Annotated in this window: 9 protein-coding genes; 5 read left to right on the top strand and 4 right to left on the bottom strand. The window is 68.9% G+C overall.

What is annotated here, in order from left to right; all coding sequences use genetic code 11:
- Positions 1-440: 440 nt before the first annotated feature.
- The 4 genes from GTV32_RS21790 to GTV32_RS21775 are packed head-to-tail and all read left to right on the top strand — an operon-like array spanning position 441 to position 16,354.
- Complete coding sequence (locus GTV32_RS21790; protein WP_343287414.1) at positions 441-14,228, top strand: amino acid adenylation domain-containing protein; 13,788 nt, start codon at positions 441-443, stop codon at positions 14,226-14,228.
- Positions 14,225-14,485, top strand: a complete 261-nt coding sequence (locus GTV32_RS21785) for an MbtH family protein (RefSeq protein ID WP_161062088.1) — start codon at positions 14,225-14,227, stop codon at positions 14,483-14,485. Before GTV32_RS21790 ends, GTV32_RS21785 begins: the two co-directional genes overlap by 4 nt.
- Entirely contained in the window at positions 14,478-15,575 is a 1,098-nt protein-coding gene (locus tag GTV32_RS21780) for an ATP-binding cassette domain-containing protein (protein WP_161062087.1), read from the top strand. The genes GTV32_RS21785 and GTV32_RS21780 overlap by 8 nt, the downstream gene beginning before the upstream one ends.
- Positions 15,575-16,354, top strand: coding sequence for an ABC transporter permease (locus GTV32_RS21775; RefSeq protein ID WP_161062086.1), 780 nt, complete (start codon positions 15,575-15,577; stop codon positions 16,352-16,354). The genes GTV32_RS21780 and GTV32_RS21775 overlap by 1 nt, the downstream gene beginning before the upstream one ends.
- Before the next feature lie 45 nt (positions 16,355-16,399).
- Here the strand turns inward: GTV32_RS21775 and GTV32_RS21770 are convergent, their stop codons facing one another.
- Both GTV32_RS21770 and GTV32_RS21765 read right to left on the bottom strand, forming a co-directional pair.
- Complete coding sequence (locus GTV32_RS21770; protein WP_161062085.1) at positions 16,400-17,242, bottom strand: anti-sigma factor; 843 nt, start codon at positions 17,240-17,242, stop codon at positions 16,400-16,402.
- Entirely contained in the window at positions 17,235-17,816 is a 582-nt protein-coding gene (locus GTV32_RS21765) for a sigma-70 family RNA polymerase sigma factor (protein WP_161062084.1), read from the bottom strand. The genes GTV32_RS21770 and GTV32_RS21765 overlap by 8 nt, the downstream gene beginning before the upstream one ends.
- A 123-nt stretch (positions 17,817-17,939) precedes the next feature.
- Between GTV32_RS21765 and GTV32_RS21760 the strand changes: the two genes are divergently transcribed.
- Entirely contained in the window at positions 17,940-18,947 is a 1,008-nt protein-coding gene (locus GTV32_RS21760; RefSeq protein WP_343287466.1) for an alpha/beta hydrolase family protein, read from the top strand.
- 36 nt (positions 18,948-18,983) lie between these two features.
- On the opposite strand, the gene GTV32_RS21755 is transcribed toward GTV32_RS21760, so the two are convergent.
- Positions 18,984-19,382, bottom strand: a complete 399-nt coding sequence (locus tag GTV32_RS21755) for a LuxR C-terminal-related transcriptional regulator (RefSeq protein WP_343287413.1) — start codon at positions 19,380-19,382, stop codon at positions 18,984-18,986.
- 211 nt (positions 19,383-19,593) lie between these two features.
- On the bottom strand, positions 19,594-20,304 hold the full coding sequence (locus GTV32_RS21750) for a response regulator transcription factor (protein WP_237421605.1): 711 nt from the start codon (positions 20,302-20,304) through the stop codon (positions 19,594-19,596).
- Positions 20,305-20,480 lie beyond the last annotated feature (176 nt).

The raw sequence follows: 20,480 nt of genomic DNA, 5'->3' as shown, positions 1-20,480 counted from the left end.
CAATCTCCTTGACCTGGATGTTGATGTCCGTCGGATTGCCGACCCGACGCACACGGTCCGTCACCACCGGACACGCGCCTGCCTGGGGTTTTGCGTCCGACATGGCGTCAGACCGTCATCCCAGTGGGTTCACGAGCCGATTTGCGACACAGCTGTGCCGCAGGCAACCCCACAAGTGTAGGGGAAACCGCAGGTCGGAACCAAATCGCACTCCCGCCCGACCCGCTCTCCCGACGATACGACCCTCGCCCGGGTTTGCGGCCCGGGGTTTGAGTGAGGCCTCGACAGGCAAACCTGGGCGCCGGGTGGCGGGGAGCGCTGGGGCCGTCGAGCAATCGAGATCCAGACCAATCTGCACCACTGTCCCGCGCGAAGCACCCAACAGACGGCCGACGCACCGGCAACCCGCCGAGCCACCAGCCGACCAGAGGGAGGACCGCGTGACCACCGACAACGCCATCCGGACCGATATCGGGAACACCGCCCCCCACGGCGCGATCCCGATGACCGCCGCTCAGCGCGGCATCTTCTACGCCCAGCAGCTCGATCCCGAGGTGCCGATGTCGGTGGCGGCGTTCGCGGAGTTCCGCGACGACGTGGATCCCGATGTGATGGAACGCGCCGTCGCCGCCACCGCCCAGGAGACCGAGTCGGGCCGCCTACGCCTGATCGCCACCGACGACGGTGAGCCGGTCACGCTGGTCGACGACGATCGTTCGATCATCCTCGGCAGACGGGACTTCTCCGACGCCGACGATCCGCGCGCCGAGGCGATGGCGTGGATCGACCGACACCGCTCACGCGCCACAGACCTCTACCGCGACGAACTCCTGCAGACCTATCTGCTGCGTTTCGGTGACAAGCACCACATCTGGTACTGCTGGGGTCACCACCTCGCCTTCGACGGCTACGCCGCGATGTACATGATGATGCGTGTCGCCCAGCACTACACCGCGATCGTCGGTGCGGTCGAGGTACCGCCGGCCGACATCGCGTCGATGGCCCAGATCGCCGAGTTCGACGAAAAGTACCGCTCTTCAGAGGCTTTCGCAGAGGACCGCCAGTACTGGGCGGACCACCTTCTCGACGACGCCGGCTCGCTCCCCGAGGTCACCTCCCTGTCCTCGGCGGCCGCGGCCGCCGCCCCCACCGCCACCGTGCGGGCGCGCACGCTTGCCCCGCCCCTCGTCGAACGCATCCGTGAAATCGCCCGTGACCACGGCGTCCGGCCCGCCTCGGTGATCACCGCGGCGGTCGCCGTCTACCTCGCCCGCTTCGCCGACCGCGACGAGGCGATGCTGAGTCTGCCGGTCGCCGCCCGCGACCGCGACATCTTGCGCACATCGGCGGGACTCACCTCGAACGTCGTGCCGGTGCGCGCCCGAATCGGTGCACCTGACGCGGACCCGGTGACGCTCGGCGACTTCCTCCGAGCGGTGAACGACGAAATCAAACAGGCTGTGCGCCACCAGAAGTTCCGTCACGAGGACATCACCGCCGACGTACTCGGGTCACCCGGCGGACGCCGCGGCTTCTTCGGCCCGATGGTCAACGTGATGCTGTTCTTCGAACACATCGATTTCGGCACGCTCCGAGGCGAGCTCACCGTCCTGTCCACCGGCCCCGTCGAGGACGCGTCGATCAACGTCTACGACGGGTTCAGCGGTGGTATGCGCCTCGATCTCGAGGCCAACCCGAATGTCTATGCCCCCGACGAGATCGAGCGACACCATGACCGGATCGTCTCCTTCGTCGAGCGGTTCGTGCTGGCCGATCCCGGCCGGCCGATCACCTCGATCCCGCTGCTCTCCGACGACGAGGGAACGGTCGCCGAGCGGTGCGCGACCGGCGAGGTGGTCGATCTCGGTGAGACCACCCTGGTGGATCTGCTCACCGACTCGGCCCGCCGCCACAGCGCCGCGACCGCGATCATCGATGTCGACGGTGAAACCCTCGACCACGCCGAGTTCGCCGCCCGCGCAAGGTCGGTCGCCGATGGCCTGCGGGCCCGCGGGATCGGGCCGGAATCGGTTGTGGGCGTTGCACTCCCGCGCAGTGTCGAACAGATCGTCGCACTGCACGGCGTGACTCTCGCGGGCGGGGCGTTCCTGCCGATCGACCCGGCCGAACCGACAGCACGCCTGCAGCACATCGTGGAGACCGCGCGGCCTGCCGTGGTGATCACCGCGGGCGGGGACGCCGTGGCCGACCACGAGGTCGACACCGTCGGTCTCGACGAGCTCCGGACCGACGCCCACCCCGGGCGGGGACGCCATGCGGTCCACACCCCCCGCCCGGCGCGGCCACATGCCGATCATCCCGCCTATGTCCTGTTCACCTCCGGCTCGACCGGCAAGCCCAAGGGCGTCATCATCAGTCACCGGTCGATCGTCAACCGGCTGACGTGGATGCAATCCCGGTATGCCCTCGACAGCTCCGATCGCGTGTTGCAGAAGACCCCGGCCACCTTCGACGTGTCGGTCTGGGAGTTCTACTGGCCCATGGTCACCGGGGCGACGATGGTGATACCCAGCCCGGACGGCCACCGCGACCCCTGGTACCTGCGCGATGTCATCGCCCGGCACGCCGTCACCACCACCCACTTCGTTCCGTCGATGTTGTCGGCCTTCGCCGCGGCGCACGGCGGCGACGACGGCGCGGTCGACGATCTGCGGTCACTGCGCCGGATCGTCACCAGTGGCGAGGCACTCACCCCGGACACCGTGGCGGCGGTCGGACGCCTGACCGATGCGCCGGTACACAACCTCTACGGCCCCACCGAGGCGGCCGTCGACGTGACCTTCCACGATCACTGCACATCCGATGCCGGTGCGGTGCCGATCGGAGCGCCGGTCTGGAACACCACGGCCCAGGTCCTCGATCATCGGCTCGCGCCGCAGCCGATCGGGGCGATCGGTGAGCTCTACCTCGGTGGCATCCAGCTCGCGCGCGGCTACCGGAACCGGCCGGATCTGACCGCAGCGCGTTTCGTGGCCGACCCGTACGGCGGCGGCACACGCCTCTATCGCACCGGCGACCTGGTACGGCGTCGCGGCGACGGCGAGCTGGAATATCTGGGACGCACCGACTCTCAGGTCAAGATCCGCGGCCAGCGGGTGGAACTCGGCGAGATCGAGGCCGCCCTGAGCAGCCTCGACGGCGTCCGTGCCGCCGGTGTGATCATCCGCGACGACGTGGTGGCCGACGAGGCCGCCGTCGTCGGATATGTCAGCGGCGAGGATCTCACCGACCGCACCTTGCGGGCCGAGCTCGCCGACCGTCTCCCCGAGCACATGGTCCCGACGGCGATCGTCGTTCTCGACGAACTGCCGACGACCGCCAACGGCAAGCTCGACCGCCGTGCACTGCCTGCCCCGCCCCGGCAGGCGTCCACGGAGAATGTGGCACCGGAGGGGCCGATCGAACATCTGGTGGCCGACACCGTCGCCGCCGTGCTCGGCACCGACCAGGTCTCGATGTCGGACAACTTCTTCGCACTCGGCGGCAACTCGCTGTCGGCGACCCGTGTGGCCGCTCGGCTCTCCAGAGCGAGCGGGCGGCGGATCGATCTGCGCGCCGTGTTCGACAGCGCCGAACTCGTCGGCATCGCCGAGACGATCACCGCTCTCGGGGTGGATGAGCAGACGCTGCAGTCGGCCACCGCGGCCCCCGACACCACCGTCGACCACGTCGACGGGCCCATTCCGCTCTCCCCCGCCCAGTACCGGCTGTGGCTCGCCGCGCGTCTCGATCCGGAGGCCGCCGCAACCTACAACATCCCGTTCACCGTCCGTCTGGTCGGCGAGCTCGACGTCGACGCTCTGCGGGCGGCTCTGAACGACGTGGTCGGCCGCCACGAACCGTTGCGCACGACGGTGGCCGAACGCGACGGCATCGCCTACGCGGAGGTCACCGACGCGTCTGCGACCCATGTCGAGCTCGGCCTCTTCGACGCGACCGGCGGCGACCGCGCCGAGATCACCAGTGCCCGTGAGTATGCCGCCGCGCCATTCGAGCTCGTCCGCTCGCTGCCGATCCGGGCACGTCTGGTCCGCACCGGCGACGAGGACCACCGGCTGACGGTCGTCATCCACCACATCGCCGCGGACGGGTGGTCGCTGGCGCCACTCGCCGCCGACCTCGCGGCCGCCTATCGTGCGCGCCGGGACGGCACCGAGCCCGACTGGCCCGCACTGCCGCTGACCTACTCGCAGGTGAGCGCGGCTCGCCACGCGTGGCTGACGGATTTCGGCCCCGGCTCGCCGGTCGATGCCGACCTGCAGTACTGGACCGAGCAACTCGCGGGCGCCCCCCGAGAGACCGAGCTCCCCTTCGATCGCCCTCGACCGCGAACTCCCGATTCCGCAGGCGCCACCCTGCACACCGGGATCTCGGCGCCCCGCCATCGGGCGTTGCGCACGTTGGCCGACGAGAACGACGCGACCACCTTCATGGTGTTGCACGCCGCGGTCGCCGCGCTGCTGCGCACCCTGTCCACGTCGTCCGACATCGCAGTCGGCACCCCCGTGTCCGGTCGTGGCGACGCCGAGATCGACGGCCTCGTGGGCATGTTCGTCAACACGGTGGTGTTGCGCACCGAGGTGGACAAGGGCGCGGGGTTCACCGACCTGGTCGCCGACGTGCGCCGTCGCGACCTGGAGGCCTTCGCACATGCGGATCTCCCGTTCGATCGCCTCGTCACCGATCTGAACCCGGACCGGTCGGGCAACATCCACCCGTTCTTCCAGGTGTCGATCGCGGTGGAGGACAGTTCGGCGATCGAACTGGAATTCGCTGGGCTGAGCGCGACCGCGTCACGCGTGGAGATCGGGCAGACGAAGTTCGATCTGCAGTTCACCTTCACCGAGCACACCGATTCCGACGGCGGTCCCGGTGGGCTGGGCATCGACATCGACTATGCGACAGCGCTGTTCGATCGTGAGACGGTCGCGGTCCTGTCGACGCGTCTGGTCCGGCTCATCGATGCGGTCACCGCTCGCCCGGAGACCTCCATCGGCGACATCTCCCTCCTCGACCCACACGAGCAACTCGACCTCGTGCCGGCGGTCGGTGCAGGCCGCCGACCGGTGGAACATCTGAGCCGCATCCTTGCCCGCGCCGTCGACGCCGAACCCGATCGCGTAGCGGTGAACGATGGCACGTCGGTCCTGACCTACCGCGAACTCGACGCGGCGGCCAACCGTCTCGCGCGGCTGCTCATCGCGCACGGTGCCGGACCGGAACGCCATGTGGCGGTCTCGTTGCCGCGCAGCGCCGACTGGATGGTCACCCTGTGGGCGATCACCCGTACCGGCGCCGCGTGGGTACCCGTCGACCCCGACTACCCACCGGAGCGCATCGCGTTCATGGTCGACGATTCCGGCGCCCGGCTCCTCGTCACCGATACGGCGTCGGCACCGTCGTGCGACATCGTCGGCGCTCGCGGCGACGACGCACCGCAGACCGTAGTCCTCGATGACCCGGCCACCGCCGCCACGCGGGAGAGTCTGTCCCACAGCCCGATTCGTGCAGACGAGCTCGACGGACCCACATCTGTCGACCATCCCGCGTATCTGATCTACACCTCGGGGACCACCGGCAAGCCCAAGGGCGTCGTGGTGAGCCACCGTGGTCTCGCGGATTTCGCCGCGCAGCAGGTGGTCCACTTCGGGCTGACCCCGCGCTGTCGCACCCTGCACCTCGCGTCACCGAGCTTCGACGCCTCGGTGCTCGAAGTGCTGATGGCGGTGTCCGCCGCGGCGACGATGCATGTCGCACCGCCGAACACGGTGGGCGGCACCGAACTCGCTCACCTGATGCGGTCGGAACGGATCACCCACGCCTTCCTCACGCCGTCGCTGCTCACCACCATGTCGCCCGAGGAACTTCCCGACCTCGCCGCGCTGGTCATCGGCGGCGAGCACCCCAATCCCGAGGTGGTGCGTCGCTGGTCGGCCGGACGTGCCTTGTTCAACGCCTACGGCCCGACCGAGACCACGGTGGTGGCGACGATCTCCGAGAACATCGCCCCGGACGCCCGTGCCCTCACCATCGGACGTCCGATCCGCGGCATCGCCGCGATGGTGCTCGACGAACGGTTACGTCCGGTCGCACCTGGAGCCGTCGGCGAGCTCTACATCGCGGGACCGCACCTGGCCCGTGGCTACCACGGCGTTCGGCCGTTGACCTCGAAGAGCTTCGTCGCCAACCCGTATGGGGACCCCGGCGACCGGATGTACCGAACCGGCGACCTGGTGCGCTGGAACACCGACCGAGAGTTGGAGTTCCGCGGCCGGGCCGACCACCAGACCAAGATCCGCGGCCATCGCATCGAACTCGGTGAGATCGATGCCGCCCTGGTCACCGACGACGCCGTCACGGCCGCCGTCACCACCACCGCCGGCGAAGGCGCACAGACCCGCCTGGTGTCGTATGTGACCATCGAGCCCACCGTCGCGGACGCGGCACGGCAGCGACCCGCAGGCGACACCGCCCGCGCGGTCCGCGAGCGGCTCACCCACCGTCTCCCGCGTCACATGATCCCGCACACGATCATCGAGCTCGACGCGATCCCGACCACCCCCATCGGCAAGGTCGACATGCGAGCCCTGCCCGACCCGGCGACCGCGAACAACTCGGCCGTCGGCGGCGTGGACCATGTCGCACCGCGTACCGACACCGAGCGAGCGGTGGCCGCCATCGTCGCCGACCAGCTCGGTCTCGACGTCACCGACGTCGGCCGCAACCACGACTTCTTCGACCTCGGCGGGAATTCGTTGTCCGCCACACAGATCGTCGGACAGCTCGAACAGATCGGTGGTCGCCGCATCGCGGTGCGCGACATCTTCGACCACTCGACGGTCGAAGAGATCGCACGACTCGTGGAGCCCGCCGACGCCGTCAGTGCCGATCATCGGCCACTGGCGACCCTGCGTCACGATGCCGATCTCGTGATCGAACCCGGACCCGCACAGCAACAGCTCTGGTTCCTCAATCAGCTGACACAGGAACCCTCGGGTCCGAACACCGAGCGACGTGGATCGGGGACGGCCGGCCAGTACAACATCGCGTTCGCGCTCGATCTGCGCGGTGATCTCGACGTGGCCGCGCTCGACGGGGCGCTCCGTCACGCCGTCGAGCGCCATGAACCGTTGCGCACCGTCTTTCCTGCGCACGACGGCAACCCGGTCATCGACATCCTGCCCGCCGACGCGGTGCCCCTGGATCTCACGCCGACAGAGATCGACGGCGGCGAATGGGCTGCCGAGGCAGAGCGCCTGGCGCGCACGGCCTTCGACCTCACAACCCAGGCACCGATCCGGGTGATGCTGCATCGCATCGTCACCGGGTCCGGCGCCGAGGACGAGGACGCCAGGGACCAAGGCGGCGAGGGCCACCACAAGCTGACCATCGTCGTGCATCACATCGCTGCCGACGGATGGTCGATGGCGCCGCTCGCGCGAGACATCGCCGGCGCCTATGCGGAACTGCGAGACGGTCGATCACCGTCGCAGGCCGCGCTCCCGGTCGGCTACCGCGACTATCTCCGGTGGCAGGCCGAGAATCTGGAGGGCCGGCTCGACGAGCTGGCCGGGTGGTGGGGTCGAGAGCTCGACGGTCTCGACTCCACCCCCATCCTGATCCCCGAGCCCGCCCCGGCGCCCTCCGACGGCGACAGCACCGCCGCGGCCGGTGTGGTGGAGGTGGAACTCGACAGCGCGCTACGAACTGCGCTGGGCGCCATCTCAGGCGGCCGGACAACGGATTTCATGACGATCCATGCGGTCTTCGCGGCACTCCTGCACCGGCTGCACGCCGACCCGGACACCCATGTCGGCGGCACGCCGTCGGATGTGGTGATCGGCACGCCCGTGGCGGGCCGCACGGACCCGCGGCTGTCCGACCTGGTCGGCATGTTCGTGAATTCGGTGGCGCTGCGCACCCCGGTGGACGGGTCGGCCGGGTTCACCCATCTGCTCGACGAGATCCGGCCCCGCGACCTCGAGGCCCTGTCGCAGGCCGACATGCCGTTCGAGAACGTGGTGTCGACGGTCAATCCACCACGGACGGGCCGACATCCGATCTTCTCCATCGCGCTCGCGTTCGACGCGGTGCCCGCCGGGGCCTCGAACTCCGCGCTCGGCGTCGACGTCCATCTCGACGGACTCGAGGTGTCCGCGCACGAGGTCGACACCGGCGCGGCTCGTTTCGATCTCGAACTGCGTCTGCGCGGCGACACGGCGCGATTCACCTATGCCACCGACGTCTTCAGTCGTGAACGTGTGGAGGCGATCGCGCGGGCACTGGTCGAGATCACCGAACAGATCGTCGCCGATCCCGAGCGGCCGATCGACGATCTTCCGTTGTCGATCGGCGGGCCGGAGCCTGTCGCGGCACTCGCGCGGCCACGCCACCTCGCCGACATCCTGCAGTCCACGGTCACCGCGCATCCGGACGCCGTCGCGCTTCGCGACGGCGAGAGCTCGTTCACCTACTCAGAACTGGATCGTCGAGCCGCGCGGTGGGCCGCCCGCCTCGAGATCCTGGGCGTCGGCGCCGAGGACGTGATCGCCGTGGCGATGGACCGCTCGGCGGAATCGGTTGTCGCCACCTGGGCGGTCACCCGTGTCGGGGCGGCCGTGCTCCCACTCGACCCTCGTTACCCGTCCGATCGGGTGGCACAGATGCTCGACGACGCACGGGCCGTCGTCGGGATCACCGGGCCGGACCGGTTCGGCGAACTACCGCACCATCTCTGGTGGCTGACCACCGACGAGCTCGATCTGCTCCCGGTCGTGAGCGATCACGCGGGCATCGCCGCAGGCGACGTGCGGCGCAATCCGGACACGGTGGCGTATGTCGTGTACACCAGCGGGTCGACCGGAAAGCCGAAGGGCGTCACGGTGACCCATCGCGGTCTCGCCGCCTACGCTGCCGCGCAACAGCAGCAGTACCAGACAGGTGAGGGAGACCGCACCCTCCACTTCGCCTCGCCGGGATTCGACGCGTCGATGCTCGAATTCCTGATGGCCTTCGCGTCGGGCGCCACGATGGTCGTCGCCCCTGCCTCGATCTACGGCGGCGACGAACTCGTGGAGTTCATGGCACACGAACAGGTCACACACGCGTTCATCACCCCGGCGGCACTGTCGGCCGCCACCGGTTCCGACCTCCCCGCCCTCCGATCCCTGGGTGTCGGCGGCGAAGCATCGAGCCCTGCCCTGGTCGCTCAGTGGGGCGCGGGCCGGCGCTATCTGAACCAGTACGGCCCCACCGAGACGACGATCGTCTCGACCGCCTCCGAGCCGCTGCGTCCCGGGGATCCGATCACCATCGGCACACCCATACCCGGGTGCAGCGCCCTGGTCCTCGATCACCGGTTGCATCCGGTGCCGTCGATGGTGCCCGGTGAGCTCTACCTGTCCGGGCCGGGGGTGGCGCGCGGGTACCTAGGACGCCCGGACGTCACCGCATCCCGCTTCGTCGCGGCGCCGGACGGGTCCGGAACCGTGATGTACCGAACCGGCGACATCGTGCACCGCGACCTGACCGGATCGCTGATCTATCACGGCCGCACCGACAACCAGGTCAAGGTTCGCGGCTTCCGTATCGAGCTCGACGAGGTCTCGGCCACGCTCGCCGCGCACCCCGACGTCGACTTCGCGACCACGCTGGTCCGCGGGACCGGTGCCGACGCCGTCCTCGCGTCGTATGTGACGTTGCTCGAGCACACCGATCCGGCGACGGCACCAACCGGTGGCGACCTGCGGAACACGGTGCGTGGCCGGCTCCCCCGCCAGATGGTGCCGTCATCGGTCACCGTCCTCGACCGCATCCCGTTGACCACCAACGGAAAACTGGACCGGTCGGCACTCCCCGAGCCGGTCACCGCGGCCGATCCGGGTGGTCGCGCGGCGGCCACCCCCGCCGAGGCCGCGGTCATGGCGATCCTGGCCGATGTCCTCGGCATCGACACCGGGGCCGTCTCCGCCGACGACGACTTCTTCGGACTCGGCGGGACGTCCCTGCAGGCGACCACGGTGGTCGCACGCCTGAATCACACCTATCCGGCAGTGGAGTGGCGCGTGCGGGACATCTTCGACACGCCGACCATCGCCGGATTGGCGCGTCTGGTCCCTGCAGGCGCGGTGGCCGCCGACGCGCCCACCCGGCCCGAGCCCGCCGCCGATCGGCCACGGCCCACACGGGTGCCGCTGGCACCGGTCCAGCGTCGCCTGTGGTCGCTGGCGCGCACGGCGCCCGACGCCACCGACTACCTGATGCCGTTTGCGGTCCGCCTGACCGGCACGCTGGATCGGGAGATCCTCCGCGACACGCTGATCGACCTCGTGAACCGGCATGCCTCCCTGCGCACCGTCTACCCGCTGATCGACGACGAACCGGTCGGTGTGGTGCTCGACGATGCGGCGGGCATCGTCGGTGACCTCACCCCGATCGCATCGGACGACGAGGCGCAACGGCGTCGGCTGCTCGCGCCCATGGACGTCACCGCGGATCCACCGCTGCGCGCCGCGGTCATCGAACACGACGGTGACGAACACACGTTGGTGCTGGTGATCCATCACATCGCCGCCGACGGCGCCTCGCTGCCCATTCTGATGGGTGATCTCGTGAGCGCCTACACCGAGCGTGCCGACGGGCGCACCGAGACGTGGGCGCCGGCGATCGCCGACTACCGCGACTACGCACTCGAGATCGCCGGCGACGGCGACGTCTCGGACTCCGCCGAGACCGACCGTCGGTACTGGGCCGAGGTCCTGTACGGGGCACCGGCCGAGTCGACGATCCCGGTCTCGTCACCCGCCGATCAGCCCGGCGGCGACCAGGGTGCGTCGGTGGTGACGGCGATGGACGATGACCTCCGGGTCGGGCTCGCCGAGTTCGCCCGCGAACACTCGACCACTCCGTTCGCGGTGCTGCACACCGCTCTCGCGGTCCTCCTGCACCGTCTGGGCATCGGTGACGACATCGTCATCGGCACCCCGGTTGCCAATCGTGCGCCGCGCGGATCCTCGGCCGGCTACGACCGCGTCGTCGGGATGTTCGTGAACACCCTGGCGTTGCGAACTCGCCTGTCACCGGAGCAATCCGTCGCGCACCTGCTCGACGTGACCCGAGCCGCCGACCTCGCGGCACTCGACCACCTCGATGCCCCGTTCGACGACGTCGTCTCCGACGTCAACCCCACTCGTGAAATCGGCAGGCATCCGCTTTTCCAGATCGCGTTGTCGGTGCACGACTTCGCCGAGTCGGCGCTCGACGGCGACGGATCGATCCCGATGACCGACGAGCTCACGCTCGGACTGTCCGAGATCGGCACGCGTACCGCCAAATTCGACATGCAGTTCACCGTGACCGGGATGGCACCGGCCGCATCCGAGGCGGCCGTCGAGCTGACCTATGCGGCGGCGCGATACTCCCGCACGGATGCCGAACAGATCGTCACGCGGCTGTTGCGTGTCGTGCGCGCCTTCATCTGCGACCCGCAACGCGCGGTCGGGGACATCCGGATCACCGACCCGCTCGAGGTGGCGGCGGTCAGCCCCGCCTCCGGGTCGGACGCGGCACGGCAGGCAACCTTCGGCGACCTGCTGGCAGATGCGGTCCGACGCAACCCTGAGGGCTGGGCAGCGGTCACCGACGGCGACGCCATCACCTATGCCGACCTCGATGCACGATCGAATCGACTGGCTCGCGTCCTACTCGGCCGCGGCGTCGGCGACCGGCCGGAAACCGTTGTCGCGATGGCCATCCCCCGATCGATCCAGGCGATCGTGACGATCTGGGCGATCATCAAGTCCGGCGCCGCATACGTGCCGGTCGACCCGACCTACCCCTCGGAGCGAATCCGTCACATGCTCGACGACAGCGGGGCGTCGATGGTGGTCACCACATCGTCGCGCCGTGCGGGTTTCGGTGACGACGTCCCGGTCCTGGTGCTCGATGATCTGTCCACCCGGACCCGATTGGGTCATTCGTCGCCCGCACCGATCCGCGACAGCGAACGGGCCGCGCCGGTCCGCACGGACCAACTGGCCTACATCATCTACACCTCGGGCTCCACCGGCCGGCCCAAGGGCGTCCTGGTCCCGCACAGCGGTCTCGCGGCCGTCCACGACGAGTTGGCGACCCGGATGCGGCCCGACACCGATTCCCGTGTGCTGCATTTCGCATCGCCGAGCTTCGACGCATCGGTGCTGGAGTTCCTCATGGCGGCCGCCGGTGGCGCGGCGCTCGCGATCGTCCCGCCGGAGATCTACGGCGGTACCGAACTGGAGCGGTTCATCGGCCGTCATCAGGTCAGTCATGCATTCATCACCCCGGCGGCGGTCGCGACGATGGACCCCGCGCAGGTGCCGCGACTCCGCGAACTCGCCGTCGGCGGCGAGGCGTTCGGAGCCGAGTTGGTCCGTCGGTGGGCTCCGGGACGCATGATGTTCAACGTCTACGGCCCGACCGAGACCACCGTGATCATCACCGGCAGCAACGCTTTGGAGCCGGGCCGGCCCCTGACCATCGGCACCCCGAACAGCGGGGTGGGCGCGCTGGTACTCGATCGGCGGCTGCATCCGGTGCCCATCGGCGTGGTCGGTGAGCTCTACCTCATCGGTGACCAGGTCACCCGCGGCTATCACCGGCGACCTGAGCTCACTGCGACCCGGTTCGTCCCGGCGCCGATGGTCGCCGGCGACGAGCGCGCCGGTCACCGCATGTACCGCACCGGTGACCTGGTGCGCTGGATGCCCGATGGCCGCATCGAATATGTCGGCCGTGCCGACAACCAGGTGCAGGTGCGCGGCTTCCGCATCGAGCTCGGGGAGATCGACGATGCGTTGGCTGCCCACCCCGCAGTCGACTTCGCGGTCACCGTGGTCGACGAGTCGGCAGGGGCTCCGACGCTGCGCAGCTACGTGACCACGTACCCGGGTGCGGCGCTGGACACCGACGGCGTCCGCGCCCACCTCGGATCGCGCCTCCCGCGGCACATGCTGCCCTCGTCGATCACCCAGCTCGACGAGGTGCCACTCACGCCGACCGGCAAACTCGATCGCGAGGCGCTGCCGGTGGCGTCGGGCGCATCCCCGTCACGGGCGCCGCGTCCGGGCATCGAGCAGCAGATCGCGGCGGTCTTCACCGAGGTGCTCGATCTCGAGGACGATTCGGTGGGCGCCGACGACGGCTTCTTCGATCTCGGCGGAAATTCCCTGATGGCCACAACTGTCGCGGCCAGGCTGGGCGACCTGCTCGGCTGCGAGGTTCCGGTCCAGACGCTGTTCTCCGCGCCGACCGTCGCCGAACTGGCCGCGGTCGCCGAGACGGCAGGCCGCCGGGCCGGCAGCGAACCCGGCGGTGCGCCGCCGATCTCCGGAGTGGGCTTCGAGCCGCTGCTGGCACTTCGCCGGCCGTCGGCGCACGCGCAGCAGGCGCAACCTCCGCTGTTCGTGATCCACCCGGCGATCGGACTGTCGTGGAGTTTCGCGTCGCTGCTGCCACACGTGACGTCGGATCGACCGGTCTACGGATTGCAGAATCCGACGCTCACGGGCGAGGCGCCGGCCCCATCGATCTCCGAGCTGGCGGCCGACTACGTGGCCCGAATCCGCAGCGTCGCCCCACATGGGCCGTATCACCTGGTGGGTTGGTCGCTCGGTGGACTCATCGCCCACGAGGTGGCGATCGCGCTCCAGGACGCGGGCGAGGAGGTTGCTCAACTCGTGCTGCTCGACTCGTTCGTGCTCGCCGACCGTCCCGACCTCGCGACGGAACCCTCGGTCTCGGAACTGTTGGCCGAGTTCGGCATCACCGCGGCCGAGGCCGGACACGAGCCGACGGTCACCGACGCGTGGCGGGCCGTGCGCGCCGCGGGCGGCCCGCTCGCCGGACTCACCGAGGCCGACTTCACCGCCGTCCACGAGACGTTCCGGCATGCGACACCGCTGGCCGCTCACTGGCGTCCCGGTGTGTTCCGCGGCGACATGACCTTCGTGACCGCGGCGGCCGACCCGCCACCGGGGCGTCCCGCCGTGGACGACTGGCGCGATCACGTCTCGGGCGAGATCGCCGAGACGGTCGTGCACTGCACACATGCGCGAATGTTGCTGCCGGAGAACGTGACCGGATTCGCCGCCGCGATCGACGATACGACGGCCCCGGTCACCACCGATCTGACCACCGACAACGGAACACCCAACCAGGAGGACGCATGACAAATCCGTTCGACGACACCGAAGGAGTGTTCTTCGTGCTGGTCAACGACGAAGGACAGCACTCGCTCTGGCCCGAATTCGCCCCCGTACCGGAGGGCTGGCGCATCATGCACGGACCCGCCGGACACGATGATTGCCTCGCCTACGTCGAGGAGAACTGGCGAGACATGCGGCCGGCCAGCCTCATCCGGGCGATGGAAGCGGCCGCGGCTGAGAAGGGGAGCGAGGACCGCATTGGGACGGCACAGCATGACTGACGCCACCGACCGCACCAGTGACCGCACCGACGCCGTCGAGGAGATCGGCGGTACGCACGCCCTCCGGCTGACGGACGTGCGAAAGACGTATCGCTCCGGCCTCTTCGGGCGCGGGCCGCGGGTCCACGCGCTCGACGGCCTGGACCTCACCGTCCCGACCGGCACCGTCCATGCGCTGCTCGGGCCCAACGGCGCGGGCAAGACCACGACCGTCCGGACCGTCGCAACCCTGCTCCGGCCCGACGAGGGAGAGGTGGAGGTCTGTGGACTCGATGCGGTGGCCGAACCGGACGCCGTGCGCGCCCGGATCGGCGTCTCCGGCCAATACGCCGCCGTGGACGGCACTCTCACCGGGTTCGAGAACCTCCGTATGGTCGGCCAGCTGTACAAGCAGTCCCGCGGCGAAGCATCCGACCGCGCCCGTGAACTGATTGCCGACCTGGCGCTCGAGGATGCCGCCGACCGGCCGATGCGCACCTACTCCGGTGGCATGCGCCGCCGGCTCGACCTCGCCGGCGCCCTCATCAACCGGCCCGAGCTGATCATCCTCGACGAACCGACCACCGGGCTCGATCCTCGTGGACGACGCCAGATCTGGGAGGTCATCGAGGCCCAGGTGGCCGCCGGCACGACCGTGCTGCTGACCACCCAGTACCTCGAGGAAGCCGATGCCCTCGCCGACGCCATCACCGTCATCGATCACGGACGCGTGCGGGCACAGGGCACCGCCGACGAGCTGAAATCGACCACCGCACAGTCGATCCTGACCATCGAGGTGCGGGAGGCCGACGATTCCGACGAGCGGTCCGGGCTGGTGGCCACCACCCTCGCCGAGATCGGACTCGGGATGCCGAGCCGCATCGGACCCAATCGGTGGTCGGTGCCGGTCGCCGACGGCACCCGCAGCGGCGTGGACGCCGTGAAGGTCTGCGACCACGCCGGCATCGACGTGATCGACGCCGAGGTGACCACACCGACGCTCGACGACGTCTTCCTGCGCCTCACCGGCAGACCGGAGGACGGTGACCCCGACGACGACCCCGACGCCGACGCGGCGCAGGCCCGCACCGAACGATTGGAGCGCGTGTGATGTTTGCCGACACCGCCGTCATCGTCGAACGGAACCTCCTGACCGTCCGACGAATCCCGACCCTGCTGGTGAGTGCCACGATCCAGCCGCTGATGTTCGTGTTCCTCTTCGCCTACGTTTTCGGCGCGACCTTCGGCGGCGGATCGTATCGAGAGTTCCTGATGGCCGGGATCTTCACCCAGACAGTGGTCTTCAATGCCGCCTTCACCACCGTCGGGCTGGCGAACGACATGTCCGACGGCATCATCGACCGGCTCAGATCCCTGCCGATGTCCCGACTCGGCGTCATCGCGGGCCGGGTCACCTCCGACATGCTGCTCGGGATCCTCGGACTCGGCGTGATGGTGGCCTGCGGACTCGCCATCGGCTGGCGGGTGCGCGGCAGCGCGCTGGACGCGGCCATCGCCTTCGGGGTCTTGCTGCTGTTCGCGCTGGCGATGGCATGGATCGGTGCGGTCACCGGATTGGCAGCACCCAATGTCGAAGTGGCCCAGAGTATCGGGTTCCTGTGGATGTTCCCGGTGACCTTCCTGTCGAGTGCGTTCATCTCGGCCCAGAGCCTGCCGGGCTTCCTGCGGCCGATCGCCGAATGGAACCCGGTCACGGCGGTCGCCACCGCCTGCCGCCAGAAATTCGGCAACGCCTCGCCGCCCGACTTCCCCGCCCCCACGGGCTGGGTGGCCGAACATGCGGTCGGCTATTCGATCGGGTGCAGTGTCGCCATCCTGGCAGTGTGCATCCCGTTGTCGCTCATCCTCTATCGCAGGTCCACCGCATAGCGGCTCACATACCGTCCCGGATCGACTGATCCGGGACGGTATGTCTCACAGCTGGATCTGGGTGAGGATGGGTGTCGTGGGCTGGGCCGAACCGCCCCGCGGTTCGATCGTCACCGCCAGCACCGTCGAGCTGTCCAGGTCCTCGACGAGCGACGGCGAGTCGGCGCCACCCGGCGGGATCAATCCCGCCGAGACCGGGTTGTCGGCCTTGCCGACCAGCCACAGCTGGAATTCGCGATCGTCGGGTATCGGATTGCGGAGGTCACGGAGCAGAGCGACCGCCTGGTTGCGCTCACGGGAGGTGACCACCGACATCGTGCCACGATCGTCCTGCAGGTCACCGACGGCGAGCTGGGCGTCGGGCGCCTTGAGGACGTCGAGCACCTGCTGATCCGATTCGGCCACCGTGGAGGAGGCGGGCGGCTCGGGAGCAGTCGTCCGGCCGACGATCACACCGACGCCGAGCGCCACGACGACCGCGGCCGCAGCAGCGGTGACGGCGGTGGCCAGTCGGCGGCGCCGGCGACGTCGGTCCATCGGCACCACGTTGTCGCCGTGTTGCGCTCCCGGCCGATCCGGCTGCGGCGGAACCGGTTCGTCCGGCCCGCCGGCCACCGCCCCGCCCGCGTCCGCCGCCTGCCTGTCGACGGTGGCGGCGAAGACCGTCTCGAGAACACGATCGCGCAGCGCATTCGGCGGATCGAGCGCATACGTACTCGCGAGATCGGCCATCGCCGAGCAGGTATCGGCGATGCGGGCGTCATAGATCCGGCGCTCCACCGGCGAGAGCCCGTCCAATTCGCGTTGCACCCGGGCGTTCTCGGCTGCGGTGAGGACGTCCACGGCGAACAGCTCGACGTGGTCGTCGAGCCAGTCGGTGTCAGGCATCGTTCTGGCTCCTCAAGCAGTTGCGCAGCTTACGCAATCCATCCCGGATGCGGGATTTGATGGTGGGCAACGGAGTCGAGGTCTGCTCAGCGACCTCCGGATAACTCAACCCGCTGAAATACGACATCTCGATGCTGTCACGTTGCAGATCGGTCAGCCGGTTCAGACACGCCCGGAGCTCGTCGTTCTCCTCACGATCGACCACGATCTCCAGCGGCGCAGGCATTCCCGCCGGCGCCTGGTTGGTGGCACCGTACTCCGCCACCTTGCGGTGCTGCAGCTCTTCGGTCCGCACCCGGTCGACGGCGCGGCGGTGTGCGATCGTCATCATCCAGCTGATCACCGTGCCGCGCGCCGGGTGATAGTCGGCTGCCTTCTGCCAGAACTGAAGATAGGCCTCCTGAACCACCTCCTCGGCGTAGTTGCGGTCGCGCACGACACGAAGGGCCAGGCCGTAGATCCGAGCGCTCGTGAGGTCATAGAGACGCGCGAACGACCCTCGGTCGCCGAGCGCCGCATCGGCCAGGAGCGTTCGGAGAAGATCGGTGTCGTTGTCCGCACCTGTCGAAGTCACCTCACCAAGGTATCCAAAGAGTCACACATCAGGCGCGGGTTCACCGCGTCTCGGGCCCCTGGAGCACGGTCGGGTTCATCACCTAGACTGAGCAGCCACGCGCTCGGATCAGAACGGAAGTGCATCGTGGGAAGAAGTCAGCGCCTCCTCGTGGGAGCGATCCTGACGGTGGTCGCAACCGTCGCGGCACTGGTCGCCGGCGTACCCGGCATCTCCCGGGCGGCGGGGCAATCCCAGGTCGTCAGCCGATACGACGACGATCCTCAGCAGGTCACGCTGATGGTCCACTCGGCTTCGATGGGACGCAACATCCCGGTCACCGTGCTGACCCCACGCAACCGGAAGACCCCGAGTCCCACCCTCTACCTCCTCAACGGCGCAGGCGGCGGCGAGGACTCGGCGACGTGGGATGCCCGGACCGACTACAAGAAGTTCTTCGCCGACCAGAACGCGTATGTGGTGACACCGATCGGCGGCGCCTTCTCCTATTACACGGACTGGCAGCGCGACGATCCGGAGCTCGGTCGCAACAAATGGCAGACCTTCCTCACCAAGGAACTCCCGCCGCTCATCGACGCCGAGTTCAACACCACCAAGCGCAACGGCCTCGCCGGGATCTCCATGGCAGGCACCTCGGTACTGAACCTGGCGATCGCCGCACCCGGTCTGTACAAGTCCGTCGCGGCCTTCAGCGGCTGCGCCCGCACCAGCGACCCGCTCGGGCAGGAATACATCCGGCTCGTCGTGCAGGATCGCGGCGGAGCGAACATGACCAACATGTGGGGCCCCCGCAACGGGCCCGGATGGCGCGCGAACGACCCGTACCTCAACGCGCAGAAGCTCCGCGGGACCAAGCTCTACATGACCGCGGGCACCGGCCTGGCGGGACCACATGAGCAACTGAGCGATCCCATGGTCGGTGGCGATGCCCTGTTCCTCGCGAACCAGGCGGCACTCGGCGGATTGATCGAGGCCGCGATCGACCAGTGCACCAGGCAGATGGCGACGCGGCTCGCCGACCTCCACATCCCGGCCAGCGTCAAACTACGACCGAACGGGACGCATTCGTGGGGTTACTGGCAGGACGACCTACACCAGACCTGGCCGCGGATGGCCGCCGACCTGCGCTGACGGTCCGACCCACCACCCGCCCGCAACGCCGGTCGGTCACCAGCGATCGAGGCTGGTGTATCCGTCCTGGAGGGCCCGGGCCAGCAGGTGCGTCTTGGTCGGCGCATCCCGTCCGACCGCGGAGTACTTCGCCCGAATCCGGGCCAGGTGGGTGCTGACCGTCGACGCCGAGATGAACAGGGCGGCAGCGGCATCTTCCTTCGACTCGGCGGCGAGCCACCCGAGCAGCACCTCCACCTCGCGTGCGGAGAGCACCGGACGTCGATGTGACGTCATCGCGCCGTCGTAGTTGCGGTGGTCGGAGATGCGGGCCACCCCGCGATCCGACCGCACCCCATCTGCCGCGAGGTCGTGCGGCGCGGGGACGCCGCTGTCGCCGCGGCGGGCGGCCGCGTCGCGCGTCAAGTGAATCGGCACTCGGGAAATGGCGGTCACTGGTCATCCTTCGCTCTGCGCAACCGTGTGCGGAATACGGTCTGTTGTCCCACGGAGCGCCCCAGTCCCCCAGGCAAGACCGCACCACAGGTAATGAACATTAGGCATTCGATGCCGAGAGCGTTAGACCCAGAACTGGGGACATCATGTGTGTGCGCACCCGGGCAGGCTGACGGCGATGTGACCGACCGAGCAGTTTCGGATGCGCCGGTCAATCCTCGAATCGACCGGGCCCGTCCCGGCGCGACGACCGGTCGGCCGCGGAGTTCCGGCCCGGAACCGGTAGCCAGCCGTCCTCGACGGCACGCTTGAACAGATCGAGTTTCGTCCGCGTGGGTCGCCCGGCAGCGGCGTACTTCTGGCGGATGCGTTTGAGATACTCGTTGACCGTCTCCGCCGTCACCCCGAGGGCCGCCCCTACGCCGGCGGATGTCTCTCCCGACGCATACAGGGTGAGCACCCGCTGCAGCTGCGGGCTGAGGTCGACGGCCGCGAGTTCCGGATCGGCATCGATCGCGGCCGCCCATTCGGTGGTCAACACCTCGCAGCCCGACCCCGCCGACCTGATGGCGTCGACGATCTCCTGTTCGGATGCCGATTTGAGGATGACACCGAGGGTGCCGGCCCGGGCCGCCGAGCGAAGCAGCGAAGGATGTTCACCGGATGTGTACACGACGGTGCCGATCCCCGCTTCGGTCAACCGGGTCACATTCTGACCTGGTGTGGTCCCGTCGTCGAGACGCAGATCCAGGATGACGATGTCGACCCTGATCCCCTGCCCGAGCAGGCCGCCGACCGTGGCCGCCGAGCAGGCGAGCTCCAGGTCGGGCTGCCGATCCAGGATGCGTTCGATGCCCCACACCGGAGAAGGGTGATCGTCGACCATCCCGACCCGCAGTATCGCCGGCCCATCCGGTGTCATCGCATCCCTTCCCGGTCCGCACTTCTGCACTCGAGGGTATCGGCAGCACCGTCGGCGCCGGCGTGCAACCCGGCGACCGCGCAGCAGTTGCGTCGATCCCCTGGCCCACGGACAGTCGACCTGGCACCATGGAAACGAGAACATGTTCTAGTTGATCCGATTCCGCTCGATCCCGA

This window comes from Gordonia sp. SID5947 (assembly GCF_009862785.1).
In the GTDB taxonomy this organism is placed as follows: Bacteria; Actinomycetota; Actinomycetes; order Mycobacteriales; family Mycobacteriaceae; genus Gordonia.
The sequence above is the reverse complement of the archived record's forward strand: the minus strand, read 5'-3'. Positions and strand labels throughout refer to the sequence as shown.